Annotated in this window: 22 protein-coding genes; 7 read left to right on the top strand and 15 right to left on the bottom strand. The window is 55.5% G+C overall.

The window, feature by feature from the left end; genetic code table 11:
- Window positions 1-41: 41 nt before the first annotated feature.
- The 5 genes from alaS to psbM form a co-directional block, all read right to left on the bottom strand.
- Window positions 42-2,678 (bottom strand): alanine--tRNA ligase, encoded by a 2,637-nt coding sequence (gene alaS, locus H6F46_RS10620; RefSeq protein ID WP_190355248.1) that lies wholly within the window; start codon window positions 2,676-2,678, stop codon window positions 42-44.
- A 66-nt stretch (window positions 2,679-2,744) separates the two neighbouring features.
- Window positions 2,745-3,698: a hypothetical protein gene (locus tag H6F46_RS10615; protein WP_190355249.1), complete on the bottom strand. Its 954-nt coding sequence runs from the start codon at window positions 3,696-3,698 to the stop codon at window positions 2,745-2,747.
- Window positions 3,699-3,762: 64 nt separating this feature from the next.
- Window positions 3,763-5,919, bottom strand: a complete 2,157-nt coding sequence (locus H6F46_RS10610; RefSeq protein WP_206753585.1) for an alpha/beta fold hydrolase — start codon at window positions 5,917-5,919, stop codon at window positions 3,763-3,765.
- Window positions 5,920-6,042: 123 nt separating this feature from the next.
- Window positions 6,043-7,188, bottom strand: a complete 1,146-nt coding sequence (locus H6F46_RS10605; RefSeq protein ID WP_190355251.1) for an alanine--glyoxylate aminotransferase family protein — start codon at window positions 7,186-7,188, stop codon at window positions 6,043-6,045.
- A 630-nt stretch (window positions 7,189-7,818) separates the two neighbouring features.
- On the bottom strand, window positions 7,819-7,932 hold the full coding sequence (gene psbM / locus H6F46_RS10600; RefSeq protein WP_099532510.1) for a photosystem II reaction center protein PsbM: 114 nt from the start codon (window positions 7,930-7,932) through the stop codon (window positions 7,819-7,821).
- Window positions 7,933-9,615: 1,683 nt separating this feature from the next.
- On the opposite strand from psbM, the gene H6F46_RS10595 reads away from it, so the two are divergent.
- The 4 genes from H6F46_RS10595 (at window position 9,616) to H6F46_RS10580 (ending at window position 12,260) form a co-directional block, all read left to right on the top strand.
- Complete coding sequence (locus H6F46_RS10595) at window positions 9,616-10,029, top strand: hypothetical protein (RefSeq protein WP_143472955.1); 414 nt, start codon at window positions 9,616-9,618, stop codon at window positions 10,027-10,029.
- A gap of 118 nt (window positions 10,030-10,147) precedes the next feature.
- Entirely contained in the window at window positions 10,148-10,603 is a 456-nt protein-coding gene (locus tag H6F46_RS10590; protein ID WP_099532508.1) for a peroxiredoxin, read from the top strand.
- Between the two features lie 88 nt (window positions 10,604-10,691).
- Complete coding sequence (locus H6F46_RS10585; protein ID WP_099532507.1) at window positions 10,692-11,174, top strand: glutathione peroxidase; 483 nt, start codon at window positions 10,692-10,694, stop codon at window positions 11,172-11,174.
- 510 nt (window positions 11,175-11,684) lie between these two features.
- Entirely contained in the window at window positions 11,685-12,260 is a 576-nt protein-coding gene (locus H6F46_RS10580) for a DUF3747 domain-containing protein (RefSeq protein WP_199291503.1), read from the top strand.
- A 124-nt stretch (window positions 12,261-12,384) separates the two neighbouring features.
- Here H6F46_RS10580 and H6F46_RS10575 read toward each other — a convergent pair whose 3' ends face one another.
- Window positions 12,385-12,765: a hypothetical protein gene (locus H6F46_RS10575; RefSeq protein WP_190355252.1), complete on the bottom strand. Its 381-nt coding sequence runs from the start codon at window positions 12,763-12,765 to the stop codon at window positions 12,385-12,387.
- A 42-nt stretch (window positions 12,766-12,807) separates the two neighbouring features.
- Window positions 12,808-14,385, bottom strand: a complete 1,578-nt coding sequence (locus tag H6F46_RS10570) for a photosystem II high light acclimation radical SAM protein (RefSeq protein ID WP_099532576.1) — start codon at window positions 14,383-14,385, stop codon at window positions 12,808-12,810.
- 681 nt (window positions 14,386-15,066) lie between these two features.
- Here H6F46_RS10570 and H6F46_RS10565 point away from each other — a divergent pair.
- Together H6F46_RS10565 and H6F46_RS10560 are read left to right on the top strand one after the other, a co-directional pair.
- Entirely contained in the window at window positions 15,067-15,426 is a 360-nt protein-coding gene (locus H6F46_RS10565; RefSeq protein ID WP_099532504.1) for a DUF1830 domain-containing protein, read from the top strand.
- A gap of 298 nt (window positions 15,427-15,724) precedes the next feature.
- A complete protein-coding gene (locus tag H6F46_RS10560; protein ID WP_190355253.1) occupies window positions 15,725-16,198 on the top strand; it encodes a DUF4079 domain-containing protein in 474 nt (157 codons plus the stop codon).
- A gap of 33 nt (window positions 16,199-16,231) precedes the next feature.
- Here the strand turns inward: H6F46_RS10560 and argH are convergent, their stop codons facing one another.
- From argH to pgl, 8 genes are all read right to left on the bottom strand, one after another.
- Entirely contained in the window at window positions 16,232-17,647 is a 1,416-nt protein-coding gene (gene argH / locus H6F46_RS10555) for an argininosuccinate lyase (protein ID WP_190355254.1), read from the bottom strand.
- A 145-nt stretch (window positions 17,648-17,792) separates the two neighbouring features.
- Entirely contained in the window at window positions 17,793-17,972 is a 180-nt protein-coding gene (locus H6F46_RS19845) for a hypothetical protein (RefSeq protein ID WP_370567123.1), read from the bottom strand.
- A 403-nt stretch (window positions 17,973-18,375) separates the two neighbouring features.
- Entirely contained in the window at window positions 18,376-19,884 is a 1,509-nt protein-coding gene (locus tag H6F46_RS10545) for a PP2C family protein-serine/threonine phosphatase (protein WP_190355255.1), read from the bottom strand.
- Between the two features lie 205 nt (window positions 19,885-20,089).
- Entirely contained in the window at window positions 20,090-21,868 is a 1,779-nt protein-coding gene (gene ftsY, locus H6F46_RS10540; RefSeq protein ID WP_190355256.1) for a signal recognition particle-docking protein FtsY, read from the bottom strand.
- Between the two features lie 75 nt (window positions 21,869-21,943).
- Window positions 21,944-22,582, bottom strand: coding sequence for a transcription antitermination factor NusB (gene nusB, locus H6F46_RS10535; protein ID WP_190355305.1), 639 nt, complete (start codon window positions 22,580-22,582; stop codon window positions 21,944-21,946).
- A 593-nt stretch (window positions 22,583-23,175) separates the two neighbouring features.
- Window positions 23,176-23,553, bottom strand: coding sequence for a single-stranded DNA-binding protein (locus H6F46_RS10530; RefSeq protein ID WP_099532498.1), 378 nt, complete (start codon window positions 23,551-23,553; stop codon window positions 23,176-23,178).
- A gap of 133 nt (window positions 23,554-23,686) precedes the next feature.
- Entirely contained in the window at window positions 23,687-24,433 is a 747-nt protein-coding gene (locus H6F46_RS10525; RefSeq protein ID WP_099532497.1) for an FHA domain-containing protein, read from the bottom strand.
- A gap of 137 nt (window positions 24,434-24,570) precedes the next feature.
- Window positions 24,571-25,452, bottom strand: coding sequence for a 6-phosphogluconolactonase (gene pgl, locus H6F46_RS10520; RefSeq protein ID WP_099532496.1), 882 nt, complete (start codon window positions 25,450-25,452; stop codon window positions 24,571-24,573).
- Between the two features lie 453 nt (window positions 25,453-25,905).
- On the opposite strand from pgl, the gene H6F46_RS10515 reads away from it, so the two are divergent.
- Window positions 25,906-26,718, top strand: a complete 813-nt coding sequence (locus H6F46_RS10515; RefSeq protein WP_143472951.1) for an HpsJ family protein — start codon at window positions 25,906-25,908, stop codon at window positions 26,716-26,718.
- Window positions 26,719-26,720: the final 2 nt, after the last annotated feature.

Here is a 26,720-nt window from a genome sequence, read left to right as displayed (position 1 = left end):
CATCTGCTGGTTAACGAGTTTTTAGGCAAATTGCGATCGCGTTACCCGATCGCCCCTTGCAATTGGGTTTTCGCGGCGGCGATCGCCTCGTCCAGTTTGCTGGCATCGCGGCCGCCCGCTTGGGCTAGGTTGGGTTTGCCGCCGCCGCCGCCGCCGCAGAGTTTGGCGATCGCCCCGATAAATTTGCCCGCTTGCAGGCCCTTGGCGATCGTCGCTTTGCCGAACGCCGCCACCAGGCTCACTTTGCCATCGTCGGTGGCCGAAGCCAGCACCACCGCCGCGCCGTCGCCCAGCTTTTGGGCCAGCCGATCGCCCGCCGTGGTCAGGGAAGCCGCATCGACCCCATCCAACCGCGCCACCAAAATGCGGAAGTCGCCGATCGCCTCGGCCTGGCTGGCCAAGCTGTCGGACTTGGCGATCGCCAGTTCCGCTTTCAGGGCATCCAGTTGCTTTTGGCTGGTTTTCAGCTCCTCTTGTAGGGTGCTGACCCGATCGAGCACTTCCTCGGGCTTGACCTTGAACCGATCGCTCAGGTCGCGCACCACCCGATCGCGCAGGTTCAAATAGTCCAAAATTGCCGGGCCCGACACCGCCTCAATCCGTCGGATGCCGGAAGCCACGCCCGCTTCGGAAATAATCTTGAATGCGCCGATTTCCGCCGTGTTGCTCACGTGAGTGCCGCCGCACAGCTCCATGGACACGCCGGGGAAGTCCACCACGCGCACCACGTCGCCGTATTTCTCGCCGAACATCGCCGTTGCGCCCTTGGCCTTGGCATCGGCGATCGGCATTTCCGCCACCACCGCGCCGTGGGCTTCCGCAATCCAGGTGTTCACTTGGCTTTCCACCTGGGCCACCTCGTCGGCGGTCAGGGGGCGGGGGCAGTTGAAGTCAAAACGCAGCCGATCGAAGTCCACCAGCGAACCGGCTTGGGAAATGCTGGGATCGATCAGCGTCTTCAGGGCCGCTTGCAACAGGTGGGTGGCGCTGTGGTTGGCTTGGGCCCGACGGCGACAGGCTTGGTCGATCGTTGCCGACACCGTTTGACCGGCTTTCAGGATGCCGCGTTCGACTCGCCCGAAATGCACGAAAAAGTCCGATTCTTTCTTGACATCGGTGATTCGCACCAGCAAATCATCGCCGCTGAAGTAGCCGCGATCGCCAATTTGTCCCCCCGATTCCGCATAGAAAGGCGTGCGATCGAGCAGAATTTGCACCTCGTCTCCGGCGTTGGCGGTTTCTACCACTTTGCCCGCCACCAAAAGCGCTTCCACTTGAGCGGTGCTGGCACTATTTTGGTAGCCCAAAAATTCCGTTTTCTGGACTTTCTCAGCCAGGGAATCGATCGAACCCTGAACAGTCAAATCGATCGTTTCGTGGGCGGCGCGGGCCCGTTCCCGCTGCTTGTCCATCTCCACTTCAAACCCATCGACATCCACGGAGATGCCTTGTTCTTCGGCGATTTCCTGGGTCAATTCCAGCGGGAAACCAAAGGTGTCGTAAAGAACGAAAGCATCGGCTCCCGAAATTTGCTGGGGATTTTTCGCCAGAATTTCTGCGAGCAGTTTCTCGCCCCGTTCCAGGGTTTTCAGGAATTGGGCTTCTTCTCGTTGCAGTTCCGATTTGATGTGGTCGGCCCGATCGCGCACATTCGGATAAATCGCTTCTGACAGGGCGATCGCCGTTTCGGCCACTTTTGTGGTGAATTCACCGGCAACTCCAATCAGGCGGCCATGGCGCACCACTCGCCGAATCAAGCGCCGCAAAATGTAGCCCCGACCCAGGTTAGAAGCCGTTACCCCATCAGCAATCAAATGCACCACGGCGCGCACGTGATCGCCAATCACCTTGAGGGAAACCTTAGTTTTTTCGTCAGCTTTGGCGTAGTCCACCTGAGCAATATCAGCCGCCGTTTTGATGATCGGAAAAATTAGATCCGTTTCATAGTTATTCGGCACTTTTTGCAGGATTTGGGCCATCCGTTCCAAGCCCATCCCCGTGTCGATATTCTGATTTTGCAGGGGTGTGAGGTTGCCGTCTGCATCGCGATTATATTGCATGAACACCAAGTTATAAAACTCGATGAACCGCTCATCATCTTCTAGGTCAACTTCGCCTGCTTGGTCGGGAAAAAAGTCGTAATAGAGTTCCGAACAAGGGCCGCAGGGGCCGGTGGGGCCAGAGACCCAAAAGTTATCGGCCTCGCCCATCCGCTTGATCCGATGTTCGGGTACACCGACTTGATCGCGCCAGATGGCAAAGGCTTCGTCATCGCTTTCAAACACACTAACGGCGATATTTTTGGGGTCTAAGCCAAAGCCCACTTCGGGATCGGTGGAGAGTTTCCAGGCCCAGGCGATCGCCTCTTTTTTGAAATAGTCCCCGAAGCTAAAGTTGCCCAACATTTCAAAGAAAGTGTGGTGGCGCTTGGTGCGGCCCACGTTTTCAATGTCGTTGGTGCGGATGCATTTTTGGGAAGTCGTCGCGCGGGGCGTGGCGGGCGCTTGCTGGCCCAAAAAGATCGGTTTGAAGGGCAACATCCCGGCGATCGTCAGCAACACCGTCGGATCTTCCGGAACCAGGGAGGCACTGGGCAGGCGCTTGTGGGCCTGGGCCTCGAAGAAAGCCAGGAATTTTTCGCGAATTTGGGAACCGCTGAGGGGGGCTGGCGACGGCATAGGGCGGGGGTAAGCAGGGCGATCGGGGACGGGAAATAGTTGCGAAAACCAGTCTATGAGTTTAACTCAAGTCGGGGCGGCGCTGGTTAACTCCAGGACTTGTTGATAAAACCAATGGTTACGATCGCGCGTTTCCTGCAAACTTTCGGGATAGGTGCGGCATTGTTTTAAAAAGCGTTGCCAGCCCGTCACATCACAGGTGAAGCGATCGTACCGACGACGATCGATCCAGGTTTTTCCCAGTAATTTCAGTTGCCAACCGGCGGGCCGCCACCGCTCGATCGGGAAAATGCCCGGCTGATGTTTCAGGGTGTGAGTTTTGCTGGTGAACGGAAAGGCCAAAACTCTCCGCCCCAACAATGTTCCCCAATAGGCTCCATGGTAGGAACTGGTGAGAATGGTTTCGCCGGATCCGAGGAAATTGAGAACCGTTTCAAAATCCGTTTCCTCGTTGGTCATGTGGGGAAAATCGGGGAAATCAATCTGGAATTTTTTGTGGGAAAACACCACAAATTCATGGCGAATCAGCCTCGGTTGGTCAAAGGCGGGATGCAGGCAACTGGCACAGGGCAGCCAATGGTAACCCAAGCCCAAATTCTCCACATGGGCATCCCGCAACCCCACTAAATCAAACCCATCCAGATAGGTTCGATAGTCAAAATTTTGAATTTGTTGGGGTGTAAATTTGCCGTAGATCTGCTGACCGGGGCCCCAGGCAATTAGTTTGGTTCGATCGGGCGATTGCTGTCGTTGCTGAACCAGGGCTTGGATTGCCTTTTGAAAGCGATCGAACAATAGGCCGCCTCCACCCACCACATGCACGATCGGGCGATCACCGAATAATAACTCTGCTTGGGTTTGGTCGCGGGTTTCTGGATCTAAGCGGCGCAGATCGATCGCCTGTTGATCGGCGGCTAATGTCAAATAACGACTAGGAGCCGCGAGCAAATCACCAATATTTTTAGGGTCAATGACATGCCAATTGAGTAACTGCCAAGCATCAGCAACAGGGGTATCCATAGGCTCCGGGCGGCTGCCGTAACTCCATGAAGGGATGATTCCCATTTTCCAAAGCGGCCCCCACCTAGCGGGACTGAATTCGGAAATTACTGAGCACCCCTTCCAAAACCGCATCCCGATGCCAAAGGGAATCGCTGTCAATCGCCACCACGTAGGTTTTGCCCTGGCGCGTGTACAGGGCAACGATCGAGGCCAGGGATGGATTATCGATCGTATACAGTTGCCAGCGCCGGTTCCGATAGCGTCGTTCTCCAAGCGATCGGGTGGGGTAAGGGAGCGATCGCAACACTTCCGCCGTGGACTGTTGGGCCACCGACACTGCCAACACCCGCCCCGTGGCAAACCCGCTGCCATCCACCTCACTCCAAACCGGAGCCAGTCCTTGCATACTCAAGCGCCAACCCGCTGGAATCACCATACTGATCCCGAGATTGTTGGCTGTGGCCGGCGTGAACCGCAGGGTCTTGGGCACTTCAAATTGCGTCCGCATTTGCGACACACAGGCCGCATTGGGGGCACGATCAGGCGCTTGCAAAAACCCTCCCATAATTTGGCTCACGCAATCGGAACTCCCGAACACCGCGTGACTCAGACCCGGCAGCACGTAGCGATAGTGGCGATTCAACCCCCGGGCCACCCGTTCCGCAAACTCCGGCGGCGTGACCTGATCCAACTCCCCAGACAACAGCAACGAGGGCACAGAGCTGCGCACCGGTTGATTCGCCTTAGGAGCCAGGGCCGGCACTTGCCAAGTTTGACAGGTGCGCAACAGTTCCTCAGGCGCTTGAAGCAGGGCCGGGGCAATTTCCGGATATACACCGCTGGCATCCACTTCCGCCAAGGTAAATCCGCCATCTTCCGAACACATCACGGAGTTATAAACCCCATCGGCCTGACTTTTGCTAAACAGCAACAGCGGCAACACGCGCAAAATTCCCGCATAACTGTTTTGGCGAGTTTCCCGCAGGGCCTGGGGCAACTTGGGAATGCTGGCGGAGGAATAAAACGCCGTGCTGACAGCAGAAATGAACCCATCCCCATCCAACAACACGGGAACCGCCAACCGATTCGGATCCAAATTCTCGATCGAGAGTCGGCCTTCCAACAAATCCTGAAGCTCCCCATAGTTGGGCAACTGAATCACCTGGGGGCGCGCCCGCAGCTTGGCCACGGCTCCCAAAAAGTCCTGTTCAAGGGTGGTGTAGGTGGAACCACAAAGGCGATCGCGCCGACAAGCTTCAAAAAACCGCCGCAGGGCCCGATCAGTATTGCGCGGTAAATGCACGATGAAGCTGGTATCCAGGGGCGCAACGGAATCCAAAATCACCGATCGCAGGCGATCGGGAAAATCGCGCATCAGGTGCTGGGCCAACATCGTCCCGTAGGACACCCCATAGAAATTGAACTGCCCCCCGTAGCCCGCCGCCTGCACCACCAAGGGCACATCCGCCGCACTTTCTAGGCTGTTGTAGGCTGCCAAATCCACGCCGGAATTTTTGAGCCGATCGCGACAGCCCGCCACGGCCGCTTGATAGCGATCGCGCAGGGCCAGTGAGTCGGGGAACCGCGCATTTTGCACCTTGAAATCATAGACTTCTTGGCAAAACAAAAAGGGTTCTGAATAGCGCGTGCCCCGTTGATCGAACAAAATAATGTCCCGATCGCGCATTCCCGCCAACGAGGGCAAAAAGGCCGGCAACAACTCCAACATTGATCCACCCGGCCCCCCTTGGGCCATTACCAGCGGATCCGGTTGCGGGTTGGCACTCTTGCTTTTCAAGATTGCCACCCCCAGACGAATGGTTTTTCCGGTGGGATTCCTGTGCCGCTCGGGCACGGTCACCATGCCGCATCGCACCGTTTCCCGGGCAAATTCCGGCGGCAGGGTAAAGGGGCAATTGTTCGGCTCAAAAGTTGGCGTGAAGTTGGAGTTAGCGCTGGAGTTGGGTGTGGAATTGGGGGCGGAATTTAGGTCAGGGCCGCTGGAATCTGGCGCGATCGGGGGTGCAGCCGGAGCATTGGGTTGCAGCAGCGGCTCGATCGCCTGAATCGTTTGACCCGTCTCTTGGGCCAACGATCGAGCAGCCATGGGCAACGTTGTGATCGTTGTGGCACAGGCGGCCAACAACATCCCCAACCGCCGATGCCAATTGCGCGATCGCCGCGTTCTCACCCCTGAAGTCGTCATGTTTTTGTATTGACTCCGCAACGTTGACCCCATGAGTTAAGGCAGCCGCGCTACTACTGTAGAAATTTGGTTTAGGAATTTTCTCGTTGGGGGCGCGAATCCTGTAGGGGTGTACGGCCGTACACCCCAATCCAGAGTTGCACTAACCCGCTGGAATTAGCCGATCAGATGCTTGGCCGCTGCTGCCACCCCAGCGCCGGAGGTCACCTCAGCGCCCAACTCAATCAAAGTGGCTTCCAGAGCGGCGATCGCCGTTAGCACGTCCCGATCGCTCACAAAGCCCAAGTGACCAATGCGGAAGATTTTGCCCTTCAGCGCATCCTGACCACCGGCCAAGGCGATGTCGTACTTCTTGCGCATCACCGATCGCACCTGTTCCGCATCCACGGACTGGGGCATCACCGCCGTGATCGCCGGGCTGGCGCAATCATCGGGTGCATAGAGCGGCAAATTCAGGGCCGCCACGGCCGCCCGGGTCGCGGCCCGCAACCGAGCATGACGCGCAAAGATGTTGTCCAGCCCTTCTTTCTTCATCAACCGCAAAGCCTCTTGCAGCGCGTAGAACAGGTTCACAGGGGGCGTGAAGGGCGTGCTGTTTTTGGCGGCATCCTTGCGATACTTGCCCAAATCCAAGTAGTACTTGGGCAGGGTTGCGGTTTTGTAAGCTTCCCAAGCCTTGGGACTAACGGCCACAAAGCCCAAACCGGGCGGAATCATGTAGCCCTTTTGGGAACCGGAAGCCACCACGTCCAAGCCCCACTCATCGATCGGGACGCTGGTTGCACCCAAGCTGGTGACCGCATCCACCATCATCAGCGCACCATGAGCCTTCACATGGCCATTGATAGTTTGCAGGTCGTTGATCACCCCCGTGGAGGTTTCGCTGTGGGTGACAATCACCGCCTTGATGCTCTTGTCGCTGTCGGCACTCAGGCGATCGGCAAAGGCTTGGGGATCCAAAGGTTTGCCCCAATCCGCCGTCAGGGTTTCCACCGTTAGCCCATAGGCCTCGGCCACCTCGGCCCAGCGTTCGCCAAACTTACCATTTGTGCCCACCAACACGCGATCGCCCGCGCTCAGGAAGTTGATGATGCCGGCTTCCATGGCCCCCGTGCCGCTCGAAGCCAAGATCAGCACATCATTTTGGGTTTGGTGCAGCCATTTCAGGTTTTCGGTCACTTCGGCCATAATCTTGCCAAAGTCGCCGCTCCGGTGACCGATCGGGTGTTTGGCCTGGGCCAGCAGCACGGGTTCCGGAACCGGGGTGGGCCCCGGAATCATCAGCATCAATTTGTTATCCATCAGCCGGATTGATTCGCTACAAAAAAGGGGTGGTTACTCAGTTGGCCGGGTTGCCGACCGGTCGCGGCTCATCAGTCACGGTTCATCGCCGGGCGATCGGCTGGGGGACGCGATCGCCCGGTTGCCATTGCCTTGTCGCCTGTGTCATCACTACGTCGTGAATAAGTTGGATCCACGCGAGAGACCATCCGAGAGACCATTAGTGTAGAGCCGGAGTGGGAACTTGCGATCGAACAGCGCCAATAAGTCAGCTTTTGCTTACGGATTTGCTTGATCAGATTTGCTCGATCGGATTTGCTCGATCGAGCATGGCATCATCCCATCCCCATCCCATCCTTCCCGCCCACCGATCGCGCACAAACCGCCATCGCCAACCACTCCGCAACCAGGCGATCGACCCTCAACCAGCAATCCCAGGCAATCCCGATCGCGCACAAACCGCCCCTCAACCAACCCAACAACCTCCATAAAGAAAGGGCCCGGCAGCGCCAGACCCTCTCCCAAACGGATTTTAAAAAACTTTCCTTGCTCACCGCCTCAGCGCCACCCCCGATCGCAACAGATCAGAACTGGCGAGTTGAAAACGATCACGACTCAACTGTTGATTAGCCCCAAGCGAGCTTTGGCCAATTAGCCCTTGCTGTTTTCGCGGCTGGCAGTTTGGATGTAAAGAATCAGCAAAAAGGCAGCAGGAATTGCCACAAACAGAATGCTGGCAATGAAGCCGAGATCATTAACTTGCATGGAATGATGCCTCTAGGTGTCTTTTGAAGTGTTGGTTGACCCCGCGCTAGGGCAGGGAGCTGAGACCCAAGCCGCCAAATTGATGGCTGGGGTTGATAGATGCTGTCCAGTCTACCAAAGGCTGCTCGCTCCATTGGCTGGAAGTCGGCCGGATTGGCCCAGGGCGATCGGGCAGCGGTTTCCCAGGCACATTCCTGCACGGTTTTGAGGATACGCCGGGCTAATTTGCGGTGATCGATGATGATCGATGGCGATTAATGACGCTTGATGGCGATTGATGGCGCTTGACGGTGCTCGACCCGATCGCGGGATGATCTCAAATCAGGGGCATTCCCGCAAGCACACGAAGCAAGCGCTGATTGGGCGACTGCAAATTGGCAGTAAATCAACAAGAAATCGCCGATCAATCGACGGCTGCGCGAGTACCGAATAATACCCCACTAACCCCGCCCAACACGGAACCACTCATTATTCAGCCCGATCGCCTTGCTTCAGGGGCGATCGCGTGCTAGGACTAGGCGGGGTGGTTGCGGACAATCCGCCATTAACCAAGACTTAACCCCTGCGGGTGCTCTCTTCATGCCGTGTTTGGGCATTTTAGCGGTAACATCCTGAAGGCTCTGACCCAAAGTCTCAACTCCCAGCCGATGGTTTTAAAGCTGTCAGCTTAGGGTTAGTTCCTCCGTCAAAGTCTTTTGATTTCACAGCGTTTGTTCAAGAAGATCACCCACTTAAATTCGAGTGAAATTTTCTGAACTAACGCTGCTGTTGCTGCTGATCATGATTAACCATGCCCAAACTCAAGATCTGAATCCTCTGAATCATTCTTCAATTAGCCCCCAAAGAATTAGCCCCCAAAGCCTTTCTCAGAAATTCTCAAAAGATTTTCCCAGCACCAAACATCATCTTGATCAAGTCCTTCCGCAGGATTGACAACACCTCCAAAAGCTTAAGGATCATAGACTTTCGCTTGCTTTAATTGCGTTGCAATTGCATTGATGCCAAAGAGCCAGGAATCTCAACAGGATTCAACAGTCCTCTAGAGGCATTTAGAGACATTTAGAGACATTTAGAGACATTGATGCAAAAATGTTGCTGAAAATGTCGCGTTCAACCGATCAATTGCCTGTTACTCAGGATTTCAAGATAGGTTTGCATCGGCTTCAAAATAGATTGGCTTGCAGTAGGCTGGCTTACTTCCAAGGCAAACCATGCACCATTCAAGGGTGATGCAATTCAAGGGCAATTAATGAATTGATTAATGAATTGATTAATAGTTTGGCTAACGAGCTGGTCTAATTAGTCTGTTTGATTACTCAATTCATTGATTTATGAGTCGTTAGAAATTCATCCGGATCTCATACCCCATTCTGGATGAACTAACTATGGGCAGCCGCCAGACTCAACGATCGATTGTTGCTGATTTTCTCTGATTTTTAGGGTCACGAATTTCAGTTCTGCCATCGTTAAAAAAGTCACCCCCATTGCACCAGTTTTACGGAGAGGGGTAATCCTCCCTACTGCCCCTAGCACATTGCCGAATCACAAGCAAATTGCTAGAACCTTGGGGGATTTGGGTTTCCTGAAACCCAGACCATGCTGGGGGATCACATCGTGTATCAGGGTGCAGCCCACTAGCTCAACTATCCATTTCTGCTTAACTGCGCTCACTCACTGGTTTTGATGAACGCTTTCCAGCCCCAGCACCGTCCTGATCCACCGGTACAACGCCGACCCAGGTTGCGTCCCAAGCAACTGCCGAAGTCTGCGTCCTATCGGTCGATCGCCCTGGAAAGCCTGTTCAAGCTGTCCGTTAACAGCCTGTTGGCGCTCATTGCGATCGCGGCGCTGGTGCAGTGGATCCCGCTCTATGCCACCCGTCGGGCAGAATTACGGCAACTGCAAGCGGAAGTGCGCCTGGTGGAAACCCGAGTGCAAACCTTGCGATCGGAAATGACCCAAAACTTTGACCCCGCACGCAATCGAGCCACCGTTGAAGCGGAAACGGGCCGCGTGCCCCTCAATCAGCGGCCGGTGCGGTGGCAGCCCGATCGCCCCAGTCAGCCCGACTTTGAAGAAGGGGACGGCTTGCCCTAGGCAATTCTGCAAATCGCTCCGCCGCCCGCTGCTTCCTTGGGCCGATTGGCCAGCCGCCATGGGCCCTGCGGTAGCATTAGCCATGGTTCACAAATCGCAATGATTTCCTTAGGTTCCTATGGCTATTCAAGTGGGCGATCGCGCGCCGGATTTTTCCCTGCCAGCTCAAACGGGCGAAACCATTACCCTGAGTCAGTTTGCGGGTAAGCAACCCGTCGTGCTCTACTTTTACCCCAAGGACGACACGCCCGGTTGCACGATCGAAGCCTGTGCTTTCCGCGATAGCTACGAAGCCTTTCAAGGGGCCGGCGCAGCAGTGATCGGCGTGAGCAGCGACTCCGTGGATTCCCACAAAACCTTCGCGGAAAAATATAGTCTGCCCTTCGCCCTCGTGAGCGATCGCGATGGGGCCCTGCGCAAGGCCTATGGTGTCCCAAACACGCTGTTTGTGGTTCCGGGCCGGGTTACCTACGTCATCGACAAAGCGGGCATTGTGCGCCACCAGTTCAACGATCTGTTGAATGCCAAGGGCCACGTGACCGAAGCGCTCAAAATTGTGCAAGGGTTGGGCTAGCCCCCCGAAGGGTCACCCCCGGGATCATTTCCATCCCAAACCGCTATCCTAGACAACCATCACCGGCGACACGACAAGCACACTCATCATGGCAACCATCACCGATCTCTCAGTCAAAACCATTGACGGCGAAGACCGTGCCCTCAGCAGCTATCAAGGGCAGGTGCTTTTGATTGTGAACGTGGCTTCCTATTGTGGCTACACACCGCAATATCAAGGCCTTCAGGCCTTGCATGAAAAATATAGTGCCCAAGGTCTGCGGATTTTGGCCTTTCCTTGCAACGATTTTGGTTCCCAAGAACCCGGAACCAATGACCAAATTAAGACCTTCTGCTCAACGCGCTACAGCGTGACTTTTGAGCTGTTTGACAAGGTACATGCCAAGGGAGCCGAGCAACACCCGCTCTATGCCCGCCTGACCTCGGGAGCCGAGCCGACTGGGGATGTGGCGTGGAACTTTGAAAAGTTTCTGATTGGTAAAAATGGCGAAATTCTGGGTCGTTTCCCCAGCCGCATCGCCCCGGATTCGGCTGAATTGATCGGCGCGATCGAGCAGGCCCTAGCTGCCTAAATCAGGTCTGAATTGAGTGCTTCATTCAAGCTTTGTGATTGCTTGATTCTTGATGCCTCATGCTTGATTTTGCTGCTTGATTGCCGCTGCTTGATTGCTACGGTTTGATTTTTGATGGGCATTACTTTTTGATGGACATTACAGTGAGGATAGGAACTTTTTCGATAGTCCCTATCCTTCTCTGTAACTTCTTGATCGCCCGTTGAGCTGCTCCTGATTTAGCCATTCTTGAGCCATTGATCGCCATCCCTCGGAACGAATCCAATCGCAACCAGCTTCTTCAGCATTCTCCAAGACCATCTCTAAGCGTTTGTTTGCACTTTTCCCGATCGCCCGCTGAGCATTCCGGCTAACCCTACTCTGCTTAATGACTGTTTGCACTGGTCGTTGATGATTGGTCAATCCAAGGACAATCCTATGGCTCCAAATTCTCGGAAATACTCCCTTAGCAACCCTGGGCTAGGGATCTTCTCATTGGCTTTGGGTCTTGGTTTGGGAACAATGGGAGCAATGGGATCATGGGCCGCAATACCCACCCCAGCCACGCCTAAATCCACTACATTTGATCAGCAGGAAGTTGACCAATCGCGCTTCATTGCGATTGCGCAGCCCCTCGGTACGGATTCTTTTAAGCTCTTGGTTTTGGAGCAAGTGTCTAATCAGCGGCTTTGCTGGGCCGAAAGTGGAAACTACCCCGTAGTGGTTGATCCGTTGCTGGTTAACTTCAATTTCACAGGCATTTGTGGACGCAGCATTGATAGCAATGGCTTCTCTGTGCGAGTAGCCAAACGTGATTTAGGGCTGCAATATTCCCTCCGTCTCAGTCGTCGATTTAATTCAGTGGTGTTGCAAGGGGTACCTTTCGGTGCGAATGGCGGCCCGGTAATGGACATTGCCAGCACCCGAGGATTTACTTCTGGATTTTTGAAGCTGCAACTTTTTCCCGGATGGCGATTTACCAAACGCTCCTATCAAGGCCGCCCGTTGGGCCATGTTTACTTCACCAACGATTCTTTTGATTCGGCGGTGACCCCCAAGGACAACCCGGAGCGATCGCCCGAGAAGCCTCAGCCTGCGGTCAATTGAACCGAAGCAAGGCTCAATAAGGCTCAATCCTGTTCATGGGCGATCGCGGTCAATTTCGCGGTCAATTTTGATCGCCTTCTTGGCCGCCTCAATGGTGATCGCGATGGTGCAATTGATGGGGCAATTATGGTGCGGTCTCGGGTTCGATTCCCGATCGCCCGATTTCCGGTGACCCAATTTCCGATTCAGATTGGGTTGACAACTCAGGCTCAAAAACCTGAGAAATTTGAGACCCAGACCACTCCGCAATCAGGGATTCTGCCCGATCGGGATTGGTGTAAATCAGTTCCAGCAAGGCCCCAGGATCTTGACCGATCGCCCGGGCATAGAACCCCACTTCGGCCATAATTCGCCCTTCCGACTGTCGCAAATACATCGACAAGCAGTGATGAGCTTGATTGTTGCGGCTGCGTTGGGTTCGGAAAAAAGCCAACGCCGACAGCAACCGATCTTCATAGGGGGCCAAAGGACGCAGGGCGATCGGCTCGGGGGTTGAAGGCTCCATGGCTCGGGGGGGTGAAGTGGAAAAGCAACCGCTCAAACATCCCTAGGGCGTTTTGATCAGCTCGCGGCTTTGGGTTTTTGGGGCGATCGGGGCCGAAAGGGCCGCCTCCAACGAGCTGCGGCCCAACCGACGCTCCAAAATTCGCATCACTTCCCGGCCGAAATCATTGCTGTTGCTGCGCCAAGCTTCCAGGCACACTTCCCCAAAAAACGACCCCAACGGTTCCGGATTCCAGAGCAGCTTCCGCGCCGTCCAAGGCATCAGGCTCATGGGGTCATAACCGGGTTTCAGAATTTCCTTCTTGAGGGCATATTCTTCCAGGTGAGTATGGGGTTGCAAACCAATGAAGAAAATTGCTGGCTCCACCTTGTCAGCCCCAAAAACTTCCTCCAGGGCCCGATGATAGGCGATGGTTTGGCGAATGGTTTCATAGGTTTCATCAATCACATTGAAGGAGTAATTAACCGAAACCACATCCTCAAAACCAGCCGCTTTTAGGTCACGACAATTTTGCAGAACCGTGCGCAAGTTATAGCCCATTCGCATTTTGCGCACCAGTTCTTGGGATCCGCTAGTAATCCCAATTTCAAAATAGTTCATGCCCGTTTTCACCATCAGATCACAGAGTTCTGGATCGAGGTTGTCGGCGCGAATATAGGCAGCCCAATGAATATCCGTCATGCCGGCCGCCAGGACATTTCTGAGCAATTCCTTGGCATCTTCAATGAAGCGCCGAGCCGGGATAAATTGGGCATCGGTGAACCAAAAGTTGCGAACACCCAATTGATAAAGCTGCTGCATTTCTGCAACCACTTCAACGGCCGGATTAATCCGAACTTGCTTACCCTCAATGACGGTATAGACGCAATAGCAGCAGTTATGAGGGCAACCGCGCTTGGTTTGCACACCGATATAAAAGTCCCGATCGCGAAAATAGTAGCTAAAGGCTGGCCAAATTGTTTGAATGTAGGCGTAGTTACAGGCGGTTTTTTCCAAGGGCGCAGGTGGTTCATGCACCAGGCCCGCCCGGGGCTTCGTTTCCCCGGCAATGTAACAGCGTTCCTGATCTAAGGACTCGCCTCGCAGCAGTTTTTCCAGCAGGGTTTCCCCTTCCCCAACGGAGACGATCGTGCCCTTGGGAAGCGATCGCTGCAACTGTTCATAAAACACACTGACGGCCCCGCCGCCCACCACTGCCCGGGCGCTGGAATTGTAGCGTCGGGCCCGGCGCAGTCCCCGCCGAATCAGGCCCTGATTGCGCCAAAGTTCCGCATAGTAGGCGCTGGTGACCCGCAAACCACCCAAGGCTCCCCGAAGCTTGATCAGGGGGTTTTTGGCGTAATAAAACTCGAAGGCATTTTGCAGCGGATTGCCACCGCGGCCGCCCACGGGTGCATAGATCTGAATGTCGCGCCAGGAAAAAACCAGCAGGGTGGGCCGGAAGGCATCGATTTCCGCATCAAGGGCCGCTTTAAAGTCCAAGGGCGGCACGGTTCCCAGGTCAAAAAGCCGCTGCTCGATCGCGGGAAACTGCTTGTGTACGTGGTCAGCGAGATAAACCACCCCGATCGGGAAGATGGGGTTACAGGGCAGTCGGACGTACAAAATGCGATCGGCCATCATCCACTTCCCTAACTGTCGCAACGGATCATTAAGGCTTGTTCATATAAGTTAACGATAGCATCAGACCTTGGCCGGATTTCACCCGAGCCACCATTTCAGGCTAATTTTCTTCAAAAATTGGGCCCGCAAGAGTCGTCCCTGGAGTCTCCAGATCGTAGCAGGTGGGTCTTGTCCGTTAGCAAATGGTGACGATTCCACACCTTGAATCGTCAAGCTCCCACGATTTCGGGAGCCTTGAGCTAGCATGAAAGAATAGATCAACTGGCAATTGAACCAATTGGTAAGAGTTGATCAAATTCATAGAATTTGCAGAGAACTTCACAAGAAATTCAAGGAAGTTTGAGGGAGATTTTATTTGAATTTTTCAGAAAAATTAGGTTCTTTTCAAGACCTGTACCCAATAGAGCTTGGGTTGTGGGAGATTGCTATTGAGCCGCCACTTTCAGCTCAATTGAGACCCGTTTTAGTTGAGATTTGGTTGATCCTTAATCGAGCCTTGGTCGAGTCTTGTCAGGATCTTGATTTGGAAAATTGATGTTCGTTAGATTTTCTTAAAGATTCGAAAATTGAAAAGCCGCTCGTTGGTAATCGGGTTTACAGCTTGTCGGCAAAGGGGGTGTTAGCGTAGCAAAATCGTTCTATTCCCTTGATCTACCCTTGGCTCCTATCCCTGCAACCATGGCACAAATTATCGATCCCATTCCCAATGACGATCGGCAAAAGCTCCTTTGCTGCTACGTCAATGCCACGAGCAAGATTCAAGTTGCTCGGATCACGAACATTGCGAATTGGTATTTTGAACGGGTGGTTTTTCCGGGACAACGCTTGGTTTTTGAAGCGCTGCCAGAAGCACAACTGGAAATTCACACGGGCATGATGGCTAGCTCAATTCTTTCTGATCGAATTCCCTGTTCAGAATTGTCTTTTGAGGAAGACATGGAGAGTCTAGTTGACTCGCCCGATCGTGCGAATGAAACCGTTAATCGGGAAACCGAAACCCGTTCAGATCCGGAACCGGCCGTTTCGGTTGGGGCCTAGTGAACCATTAGTTGCTGGTCCAAAGACCGCCCAGAGGAGTAATGAGGCGGTCAGGGGGGACAGCTCGGATTGGGCTGGGTGTGATGGATACGACGCTGAAGGTGGTGCTGAGTTCTGAGGCCATGGCACTAGATGAGCAGCGCGAGACAGGCAGCGTAGATGTTAGGCTCGATGGAAGCGCTGTTATGGGTCTCCGATGGTTAAGAAATGCTGTGACATTTTGTTAACTGATTGTTAATTCATCGGGTGCTCCATCTCATCTTGTCACTTCAGTTTTGAGCAACTTGAGCGAATTGATTTGAACCTGCCGGATTTTTTGTGGCTGTGGCGAATTGCCGCATGGTCAATGGGCCTGACGCTGACGGCCTATAGTTTGCTGGGTGTGACGGGAGTGGTGTTGAGGCGCGATCGCTTAAGGTCTAGCGATCGCGCCTTAGCTATGACAACGACTATGGCAACAACCCTTCCAAGCTGGCTGCGGCCGCTGCACATCACCCTGGGCATTGGGTTGGTGGCGTTGGTGTTGCTGTTGCTGGGGGTGGGAATTGTCGGCACGTTGGGGCATTTTGGCAGCTTGGGCCACTCGCCCCACCTGCTGGCGGGATTGACCGTGGTGGGGCTTGTCGGCTTGTCGGCTTGGAGCGCGAGTCGGATTGCGATCGAGCGCCCTTGGGCCCGATCGCTCCATTGGCGCACCAATTTAGTTTTGTGCTTGGCCTTGCTGTGGGTATTGGGAACCGGTTGGACTGTGGTGCAGAAATACCTGCCCTAGCCCTTGATTAACCCTTAATGAATGAACCCTTGATTAACCCTGTGGAGCAGCGATCGCGGTCTGGTGTCGATCGCGGGCGGCGGCCAAGGCCTCTCGCACCTGCGCAAACCCCGTTCCCCCAAAGCTATTGCGGGCGGCAATCACCTGCTGAGGCGCGATCGCCCCATAGATATCGGCCTCAAACGCCGGGTGCAGCGCCTGCCATTCTTCGAGGGTCAGATCCTTCAGCAGCTTGCCCGCCTCCAAACAGGTGCGCACCACCTTGCCCACCAGGTTGTAAGCTTCCCGGAAGGGTACGCCCTTGGCGGCCAAGTAATCGGCCACATCCGTCGCATTCGAGAAATCTTCGCTGACGGCCGCTTCCAACCGAGCCGTGCGGAAGCTCAATCCTTCGGAGAACAGAATGGTCATGGCTTCCAAGCAGCCTTGAACCGTCTTCACCGTGTCAAAGAGCGCTTCTTTATCCTCTTGCAGGTCTTTGTTGTAGGCCAGGGGCAAGCCCTTCATCAGCACCAACAGGGCTTGGAGATGGCCAAACACGCGCCCGGTTTTGCCGCGCACCAACTCCGGCACGTCAGGGTTTTTCTTTTGGGGCATGATGCTGGAACCGGTGGAGCAGGTGTCGCCCAGTTTCACAAACCCAAATTCCTCAGAACACCAGAGGATCACTTCCTCGGAGAGGCGTGACAGGTGAACCATGATCAGGCTGGCGGCGCAGAGGAACTCCACGGCAAAGTCCCGATCGCTCACCCCATCAAGGCTGTTGGCGTAGGGGCGATCGAACCCCAGCAGTTGGGCGGTGTAGTGGCGGTCGATCGGGAACGTTGTGCCCGCCAGGGCCCCGCTGCCCAAGGGACAAAGATTGGTGCGGCGGCGAATTTCGCCCAACCGTTCCCAGTCGCGAGCCGTCATTTCCACATAGGCCAGCAGGTGATGGGCGAGGCTCACCGGTTGGGCCCGTTGCAGATGGGTATAGCCCGGAATCGGCGTTTCCACATAGGTTTCCGCCAAAGTCAGCAGGGATCCTTGGAAATCAAGCAATTGCTGGCGAATTTGGTCAATTTGGTTTCGCAAATACAGGCGCGTATCGGTTCCCACCTGATCATTGCGCGATCGAGCCGTGTGCAGCTTTTTGCCCGCATCGCCAATCAGTTCCGTGAGCCGTCGTTCCACCGCAAAGTGGACATCCTCCGCTTCCACACCCGGGTTGAACTGACCGGCACGATATTCCTGGCGAATTTGCTCTAAACCCGCCACAATCTGCTCGGCTTCCTCGGGGGCAATAATCCCCTGGTGACCCAACATCCGGGCGTGGGCCTGGGAACCGGTCAAGTCATATTCAATTAGTTCAATATCAAACCCGATACTGGCATTAAAACGGGCGATCGCCGGATGCAACGCGCTTTCAAAACGTTGACTCCAGGTTTGGGTTTGGCTGGAATTGCTCATGGTGGGCAAAGGATCGACCGCCGCTCACGACAGTCAAAAGTGGCAATCAGGAACGGCAATCAGTATCCCATGCCAACGTTAAGGAAATGTGCTTATTGCGACGACAATCCAAAGCTTGCTGCCCGCCATCGAAGCGCCATCTTCCTTAGCCGTAGGTGGTGGCTTGGCGAATGATGTATCCCAACACAAGACCGATCAACAGGGCCCAAATTTGCCCCGTTTGCACAAAATGAGACCAAAATCGCTGGATTTGCCCCATGAAATCGGGAGTTTCAAACTGAGCCGCAAAAAGGGTGGGATGGGCCAGGCTGGGGCCGCCGGCCATCGCCCCTTGGGCCAAGCTGCCCAACAGGAACACCACTAAGCAGCCAATCACAGCCCAAAGCAAGACACTGACCCAGCTCGATCGTCGATCGAACCGCAGCCAGCGCCGTCGCCCAGTGGAATTAACGGGCGGTTGGGAAGACGTTTCATAATCCATGGGATGACGCATGATCAGTACCTCTGCGACAACGATCCTTCAGGGCACCCCCCTCGGGTTGAGTGATTCCACAGTAACCAGTTTGCGAGAAAATTCAACCGATTTGGTCAATCGTCAGGAGTTCTGGCTGGGGAGCCTGACCTGCAAACCCAGTGGGCAATCTGCCTGGGAAATGCTCGCTGCTCTTCAGCAAACGCTGCTCTTCAGCAAAGTTGATTAACTCTCCAAAATACTCTTGAATCTTGCCTCAGGCTAGCTGCATGGCGGTCGATCGCGGTAAATCTGGTAGTTGCGGCTCCTGGGTAATGCGCAGAACAATGCCGGTCATGTCGTCGGAATTGCGATTTTCGGAGCCGATGAACTCCTGCACCCGATCGAACAAGTGATTCAGAATTCCTTGGGCGTTGTCGTAGTTGTGGCAAGCCCAATAAAACCCATCCCGCAGGCGATCTTCCTCAAACCGTTGGCCACGGGGATCAGCCGCATCGGTGAAGCCATCGGTGAAAAAGATGATCGTGTCGCCCGGATAAAGCTGAATTTGGGCATCGTTGAATTCACTGTTGGCATCTAGGCCAATCAACATGCCTTCGGTATCTAGAGCCACGATTTGATCCGATCGCGATTGCCAAAGCAGCGGTGGGTTATGGGCCGCGTTGCTGTAGGACAGAATCCGCGTTTTCGGGTCATATTCCGAATAAAACAGGGTGACGAACCGGTGGGAATTTTCCAAGTCCGCATACATCACCCGATTCAGATGGTGCAAAATTCGTGCGGGGGAGTGGCCGTTCAACACCTCAGCCCGCAACATGCCCCGGGTCATGGTCATGATCAGGCCAGCGGGCACGCCTTTGCCCATCACATCCCCGATCGCGATGCTCCAGGGGGTGGTTTCCGTGCCGCCGAGTTTTGTTTGGGCGTTGCGACCCAGGCTGGGGGAACCATTGCGACAAACGGGGATGAAGTCGTAATAATCGCCACCCACCCGATCGGCCGTTTCGCAACGGGCCGCCAGATCAACACCTTGAATTTTGGGATATTGGCGCGGCAGCAACCGCAGTTGAATTTCGGCCCCAATTTCCAATTCCCGATCGAGCCGTTCCTTTTTCCGCAGCTCAACGGTTAAGTCGGCATTGTCGATCGCCACGGCCGTTTGATCTGCCACCAGTCGCACCAGTTTTTGGCGCTTGGAAGTCCAGGCAAAATCCGGCGCACAACAGAAGGCATAGAGCCGGCCCCGCTCCACCTCGTTCACCAAAATGGATGCCCCAAAAACCCGCACACCGGCTCCCAAGGAATCGGCCACGGTTTGATCCAACAGGGCGATCGCGCCGGGATCAAATTCCACCTTGTGATCCTTGGTGGCATTGGCCGTCAGCACCCCTGTCACCTTGCGTGTGGCCAACTCCAGGGCCCGCCGGATGGGCCGCACCTGACAGCGGTGATCCCCTAACTCCTGACAGTGCAACTGTTCTAGGCGTACTTGCCCATTGGGCCGAAACAGCACCAAAGCCCCGCCGTCCGCATCGGCAACTCGGGTGGCAATTAGGGGAATCAGTTCCAGAAACTGATTCAGATTTTTGAAGCTCCGGAGGGCAAACCCCAGGGAGCTGAGCAGGTCTTGGACTTTGTATTGTTCGCGGTTGAGGCGGGCAACCAGTTCCTTTAGGGCAAAGACAGGGGTATTGTCGCCCGCCGCTAACAGATCAGCCGGGTCAGGAGGTTGCGATGAGGTGTGAGGGGCAGGGGCAGCGGACATTTCAAGGATCGATGAGCGATCGTGCCAGAGCGCCCAGTTTTGAGTTAGCTATGGTAGCGCCAAATCACTGGACTGCCAACAAAACAACAGAATTCAGGGAGGGCTTGTCAGTAGGACTGTTCGATCGGGTCGATCGGGTGTTGGGTTTTGTTGGTCAATCCCACCCCCCCCGATTGCCACGGACTACCCGTTGACTAACCATCGCTTAACCGTTAAGCAGCGCCTCCACAAATTCGTAGCTAGAGAAGGGGCGCAGCGCTTCAATGCTTTCCCCCGCACCAATGAACCGGATGGGGAGATTGAGCTGCTGGGCGATCGCCAGGGCAATCCCCCCCTTAGCGGTGCTGTCGAGTTTAGTGAGGACTACGCCGCTCAGTTTAGCGGCTTCTGCAAAGACCTTAGCTTGCTGAAGGCCGTTTTGTCCTTGGGTGGCATCCAAAACCAACAGCGACTCCACGATCGCGCCGGGGGCCTGCTTGTCGATGATCCGGCGAATTTTAGCCAGCTCATCCATCAAATTCTTTTTGTTTTGCAGACGGCCAGCGGTGTCCACCAACAGCAATTCCGTTTCGCGGGCAGTGGCGGCGGTAATTGCATCGAAAACCACGGCGGCGGGGTCGGTGTTTTTGCCGGGGTTAGCGATCGTTTCCACACCGGCTCGATCGCCCCAAACTTTCACCTGCTCCACGGCGGCGGCCCGGAAGGTGTCCCCCGCCGCAATCAAACAACGGTAACCGGACTTGCTGCCCAGGCGGGCCAACTTCCCGATCGTGGTGGTTTTGCCTGCGCCATTCACACCCACAATCAGCCAAATATTCAGCTTGCCTTTTTCGGGAGCCAATAGGGGCAAGGTATCTGCGCCCGCCTCACGGATGGGGCGATCGAGCAAATCCCGCAAGATCTGTTTCAGATAGGCGATCGCCGCTTCGGGGGGCAGGGCTTCTTCGCGCACCTTGTCTTGCAAAGCGCCAATGATCGCATCCGTCGCTTCCACGCCCGCATCGGCCTGGAGCAGCAGGGCTTCGATTTCTTCAACCGCATCCGCATTCAGCGGCCCCTGACCAACCAAGGACTTAAGCTGATTCACCAGGCCGCGGCGGGTTTTGTCTAGCCCTTGGCGCAAACGGGTGAGCCACTCAATTTCCTCGGCGGAAATATCTTCCGGGCGACGACCCTGGGCCGCCAAAATTTCCGCCGACCACAGGAAGTTTTCATCAAAAACGATCGCCCCCGGTGGCAGGGCTGCCGGTTCCGCTTCGGCCACGGGTTCCGGCTCCGGTTCCGGTTCCACAATCGCCTCGGCCTTGACCCGTTCCAGCCGTTCCGCGCGATCGGCCTCGGCCCGCTCCAGCAAGGAAGCCGACTCCGGAAGGGTGGGGCTAGCTGCCGCGATCGGCTCCGTTGGCTCAACGGGTTCCGGTTCCGGCTCTGGGGTAACTGGCGGTTGCTGAAGGTTTTGGTAAGCCGCTTTGGCCCACTGCAACAACTCATCCGCGTTGGAAGGAGCCGTTATCACTGCTTCCGGCTCTGGGGCGGGTTCCGGCGCTTCAGCCACCAACGGGGGAGCGGCCACGGGCGCAACCGGTGCGGCGATCGGTTCCGGCTCCGGTGTTGATTCTGGCTCGGTTGGTTCTGGTAATTCTGGTTCGGTTACTTCTGGCTCTGGGGCGATCAACTCTGGGGCGATCAACTCCGGCTCCGGTTCTGGCTCCGGTTCCGGCTCCGGTTCTGGCTCCGATTCCAAAGCAGCGATCGGTTCCAGTTCCGGCTCCGGGGTCAACTCCACCGTCAGCGCCTCAACCGCGACCGGCTCCGGTTCTGGCTCGGACTGAGGCTCAGGGTCGGGTTCCGCTTCCCCTTCTGGAGCCGTGGGGGTCGTTTCCGGGGCTGTTTCCGTGGGCTGGGCATCCGTGGGCTTGTCGGAGTCAAACTCAACGTAAAACTTCTCTTGGGAAAACTGACGTTGGAACCAGTTAAAAACCATCGATCGCGACCTTAGCAGTGACAGGAAGGCAAAGGAGCCAGGAAACAAAAAGTTGAAGACAGAGTAGCGCGGCCCCTAGGCACGGGTGGCCTTCATTTGGTCGATCGCCCGGCGCAACACCCCGTTAATGAATCGGTAGCTGTCGGCCTCACTGTAGCGCTTGGCCAGCTCCACTGCTTCGTTAACCGCCACTTGCGGTGGCGTTTTCAGATAACAAATTTCCGCGATCGCCATGCGCAAAATATCCCGATCGATCCGTGCCAATCGGCTTAATTGCCAATCCACCATGCTGTCCGTCAAGGTTTGGTCAATCTCCGCCTGGTAGCGAGCCACCTTCGTCACCAAATCCAGAGCGTAATCTTGTACGTTCAGTTGTCCCGCCGCTTGCAGCATTTCCGGCAGTTCCACGGCCATACCCAAGCGATTGATTGCAGATTGAGTGAACTCGATCGCCTCCTTCACCATGGCCACCGATCGCTGAGCATCGCTGGCCCGAATTTCCTCCCGCAACAGTTCCGTTTTGAGCAAACGCTCATTGCCCCGTTGCAATTCTGCGCTGGCCATCTCCAGGGTTTCTCGTACCTCAGCCATCAGGGTACGCACGGCCGCTTGCAACAGATCTTTTAGATCGCGGTCTTGGAGTTTTTCAGGTTTATTGGGGAGCTGGCTAATGCTGAGGAGAGCCAGTTCACGGGCAATTCGGCGAGCTTGCATGGGGTTGAAGGGAAAATGCAGGGTGAAAGAAGCGCGATCGCCCAGGATAGCGCTCTTTGCCGCACAGCGATCCGTCACGCGGCCAGCACCATCAAGGGCGGCTAATTGCTCTCAAGTGTTGCACCGGTCGGAACCGCCGACAAGGTACGGAACTCACCCACCAAGCGATCACGCGCCCTAACGAGTTTTGGCGTTGTTCAGATTACTGGTTTCGAGCGCTGGTTTCGAGCGCCTGTTCAGGGGCCGCTGGCAAGGTCTTTTGCGATGTCAAATTTTGCGATGTCAAACCCAAGGCCAGCAGCCCTCAGGAAAGGGAGCCGAAACCACATCATCAAATCGCCTTCAATCTTGATGTTCTGATTGGGCGATCGTCAGGGGCAAGGGGCTTAAGCCCCTTGTCTTCCTTGACTGTTGGAGTTAGTAAAGGATCGATTTTGGATAGTCAGATTTGAAGTTTCAAACAGCCTTCTTAATCAGAAGTCGCAGCGCCGAATTGCATGTTAACCAACCGCTGCTTATGGCTAATGCTTCAGATCCATCCCAGAACAATTGCAGGTCAATTCCCAATCAATTGGCAGAAACTAACTTGCAGATCAAAATTCGTCGTAGTCGCTATAGCCGCCACCATTGCCGCCCCCTTCACTGGCATCCCGCTTGGAACCCAAAAGCTGCAAATCTCGCACCACCACCACGGGACTAGTCCGCTGGGCCCCAGACTGGCGATCGGTCCAGGTATCAATTTTGAGGCTGCCTTGCACTGCAATTTCCTTGCCCTTGCGAACATAGTTGGCGGCTACCTCAGCGGTTTTGCCCCAAATTTCCAAATTGAACCAATCGGGCCCATCATCGCGATTGCGTGAAGGGCGGTTCACCGCCAGGGTCAAGCGACATTTCACCGATCCAGACTCGAAATAGCGCACATCGGGATCACTGCCAGCGCGGCCCACCAGATTGACAACATTGATGCTCATGGTAACTACCGATTACAGCCATTTCATTCAAGCAACTTGCGGCAGCCAATTCAACTGAATACTGATGAATACTCAGCAAATGCTAGGCAATTTGTAGGGCAAACCGAGAAAGATTAAAAGATTAATCGCAGGCTTAACTGCCCAGTTGGAACCAAAACGACACCAGATCATGCTTGCCTAAGGCAATGCGATCGCCCGGCCGCAGCCGATGCCGATTGCCCGGAGCCAAAAACAACCCGTTGACATAGGTTCCATTAGCGCTGCCCGTATCCTCCAAATAATGGGCATCGCCCTCCACTCGAATGTCCGCATGGATCCGAGACACCACTTCCGCGTGGGGAAATCCTGAAACATCAATGTCCGGCGGTACGCGATCGTTGGGTTTACCCAAATGGATGAGACTGATCTGCTCCGGCAGCATCACAACCGCGCCGCTATGAACATGCACCAATCGGGCGATCGTCCGCTGCAATTGCGTCACGGCTCCCGGAATGGGCGCTGCTTCGGGGGTGGCTCCCATCAAGGCCGTGGGCGGCTCGGCGGGATCGCCCAAAGACCCGATCGGCTCGATTTCGGGACTGACTGGAAACAGCGATGCCCCGATCGGCTGTGTGAGATCGGTGATCTCTTCGTCACTATCGGGGTGCGCAGGCGGCGCTGGCAAGGGAGGCGGAGCCGCCACGGGGCTGGGGGCCGGCAAGGGCGCGATCGAGGGAGCCGCCTGAAGATTGTGACCACATTGCCCACAGAAGTTGGCATCACTCAGAACCGGCGCACCGCAACGGGGACAGCTTTGCAGAGTGGGAAGAGCCGTGAAGCAGGCTTCACAAGTTACTGCATCATCGGGGTTGGCGTGATTGCAATTAGGACAATTAACCATGGAGCCGATCGCGCCTGGGCGCTTGCAAAGGAGCAAAGGAACCAAAATTCAGTCGTTCAGTCAATTACGGACGAGTTCGGATGATTTCGGACTCCAGACCACCGGGCTTGACTGCTGATGAACCGATCAGCCAGCGCCTAGAACTCCAGTCGCTCTCCGGCCGATTGATCAAACAGCCACCACAGTTCCCCCGACACCGGGCGCACCAATCGGGCTGGATAGGTTTGGTCTAGCAAAGCCGCCAAGGTGGGATCGTCACAAGGTGCAAACACCTGGGCGATCGCGGGTTGCTTGCTTTCCCCCGAGACCAAGAAAATCGTACAGCTTGCCTGGTTCAACACCGGCACGGTCAGGGTAATGCGGGGATCGTCACCCCGATTGCCCACCGTCACCCACCGATCGCGCACGGCCAAGGCAGCGGTGTTGGGAAACAAGGAAGCCGTATGTCCATCATCTCCCAAACCCAGCAACACCAGATCCAGGCTGGGAAAGTCTTCCTCTAGCCCCCACTGGTCGCAAAACAAGGCCCGCAATTGAGCCTCATACCGCGCCGCATCCTCCGCTGGGCTGGCTCCGTCGGTGGGCATGGGCCAACAGTTGACGGCGGGAATGGGCACCCGATCGAGCCAAGCCTCCCGGGCCATCCGCTGGTTACTGTCTGGGCTGGTGGGCGGCACATAGCGCTCATCTCCCCAAAAGATAAAGAGCTTTGACCAATCCAAATCCGCTTGCGCCAACTGTTCATAGAGTGGCTTAGGGGTGCTGCCGCCGGCCAGAGCCATGGTGCAACGGCCTGATCGCTTCAGGGCATGGTCAATTTGACTCAAAACCACTTCCACAGCCCGCTCAATTAGCTCAGGGCGATCGGGCCAAATTTCCACCGTTGGCAGTTGGGCCGGAAGCGATTCAGCAGGAAATGGGAATGATGGACTAGACGAATTCACCGACTCCGATCGGGCATCGGCCCCGGAAGCCGCATCCGTTGCCCCACTGGCAGGATCTGGGAACGCTGAGGTCATGATCGAAAAATGCTAAAGACCCGAGCCGCCACCCGGCCCGGTCAACTCCCCTAGCCTAACCGATTGATCGGAAATTCAATAACAGCTAATCGAAAGACCCGCCCAAGATCCACCAAAATTAAGATCCACCAAAGTTCGAAGCCAAAATTGGGAGCCAAAATTGGAAGTGTAAAATTTCATCGAAATCAGCGGGCGATTATCCTAAGTTGCTGAAACAATAGGGCACGGGAAAAGCCATGAAACGCTGACTTCAAATTTTGGCCGCAAACTTTGGCCGACCTTGGCTCAAAAACTTTGGCTGCAATTTTTGATCTCATTCGATCTCAATCGTGGCTCGCAACCCATTGCGATCGCCCGTTGGCCTGGCGCAATGGTAGCCGGTTTGATCGCCTCCTGATTTGGCTGCCGGCTCTTGTAATCCCCTTCTGTAACAGCGCTTCCTAAGGACGCTCCATGACGACTAGTACACATTCCTCCCAGACTTCCGCCCCCATAGCGGCCGTTGTGCTGCAAATCGGGGGCGCAGTGGCGATCGCCCTTGGATTAATTGATTTCCTTTCCGTTGCCGTTCCATTCGATTTTGCCAACCGAGGCTGGGTGATTGACACCACCCGCCAATTGATCGATCGGGGCATCGTGCCAGCCATGGGTGTCAGCCTCCTGTTTTGGGGCTTCTGGATTGAAATCAAATCCGGTGTCAGCCGGTCTTGGCGTAGGGGTGTGGGTGTTGCGACCCTGGCATTTTCGGCGCTGATGGGACTGTTGTTTTTGGTGATGGCCCCCACGCACCTGCTGTCTGTGCGGGCCGAAGCCCAATCCACCCTCGCCGCCATTACCCGCCAATCGAGGGAAGCCGAAAAACAAATTGATACACCCGAATTTAAAAACAGTTTGCAGCGCCAGCAACAGGTTTTTCGGGAGCAGATGCAGTTTTTGCTGCAAGACGATGCTCGGTTTAATGAATTTATTAACAGCCCGCAGTTTGATGAACGCCAGAAGGAGTTCATGCGGCGGCTGAAGGCGAATCCGGCTGACTTGGAAACGGTGATTCGCCAGCGGGTGAATGATTTTCCCCTGCAATTGCTGGCCCGCATTCGATCGCGGCGGCAGGAGCTAGAAACCCGCGCCAGAACGACGGCCCTGCGGTTGGGCGTGCAAACAGGAACCAGCGGCATTGCCCTATCGGTGGCCTACCTGGCAATCGCCTGGTTAGGGCTGGGGGGATCGGGTGGTCGTCCTGCCCCGCGCCGCCGTCGATCGGCTTAAGT

The organism is Limnothrix sp. FACHB-1083, assembly GCF_014696485.1.
Taxonomy (GTDB): Bacteria; Cyanobacteriota; Cyanobacteriia; order CACIAM-69d; family CACIAM-69d; genus CACIAM-69d.
Note: the sequence above shows the minus strand (reverse complement) of the source record. Positions and strands in the feature narration are given on the sequence as shown.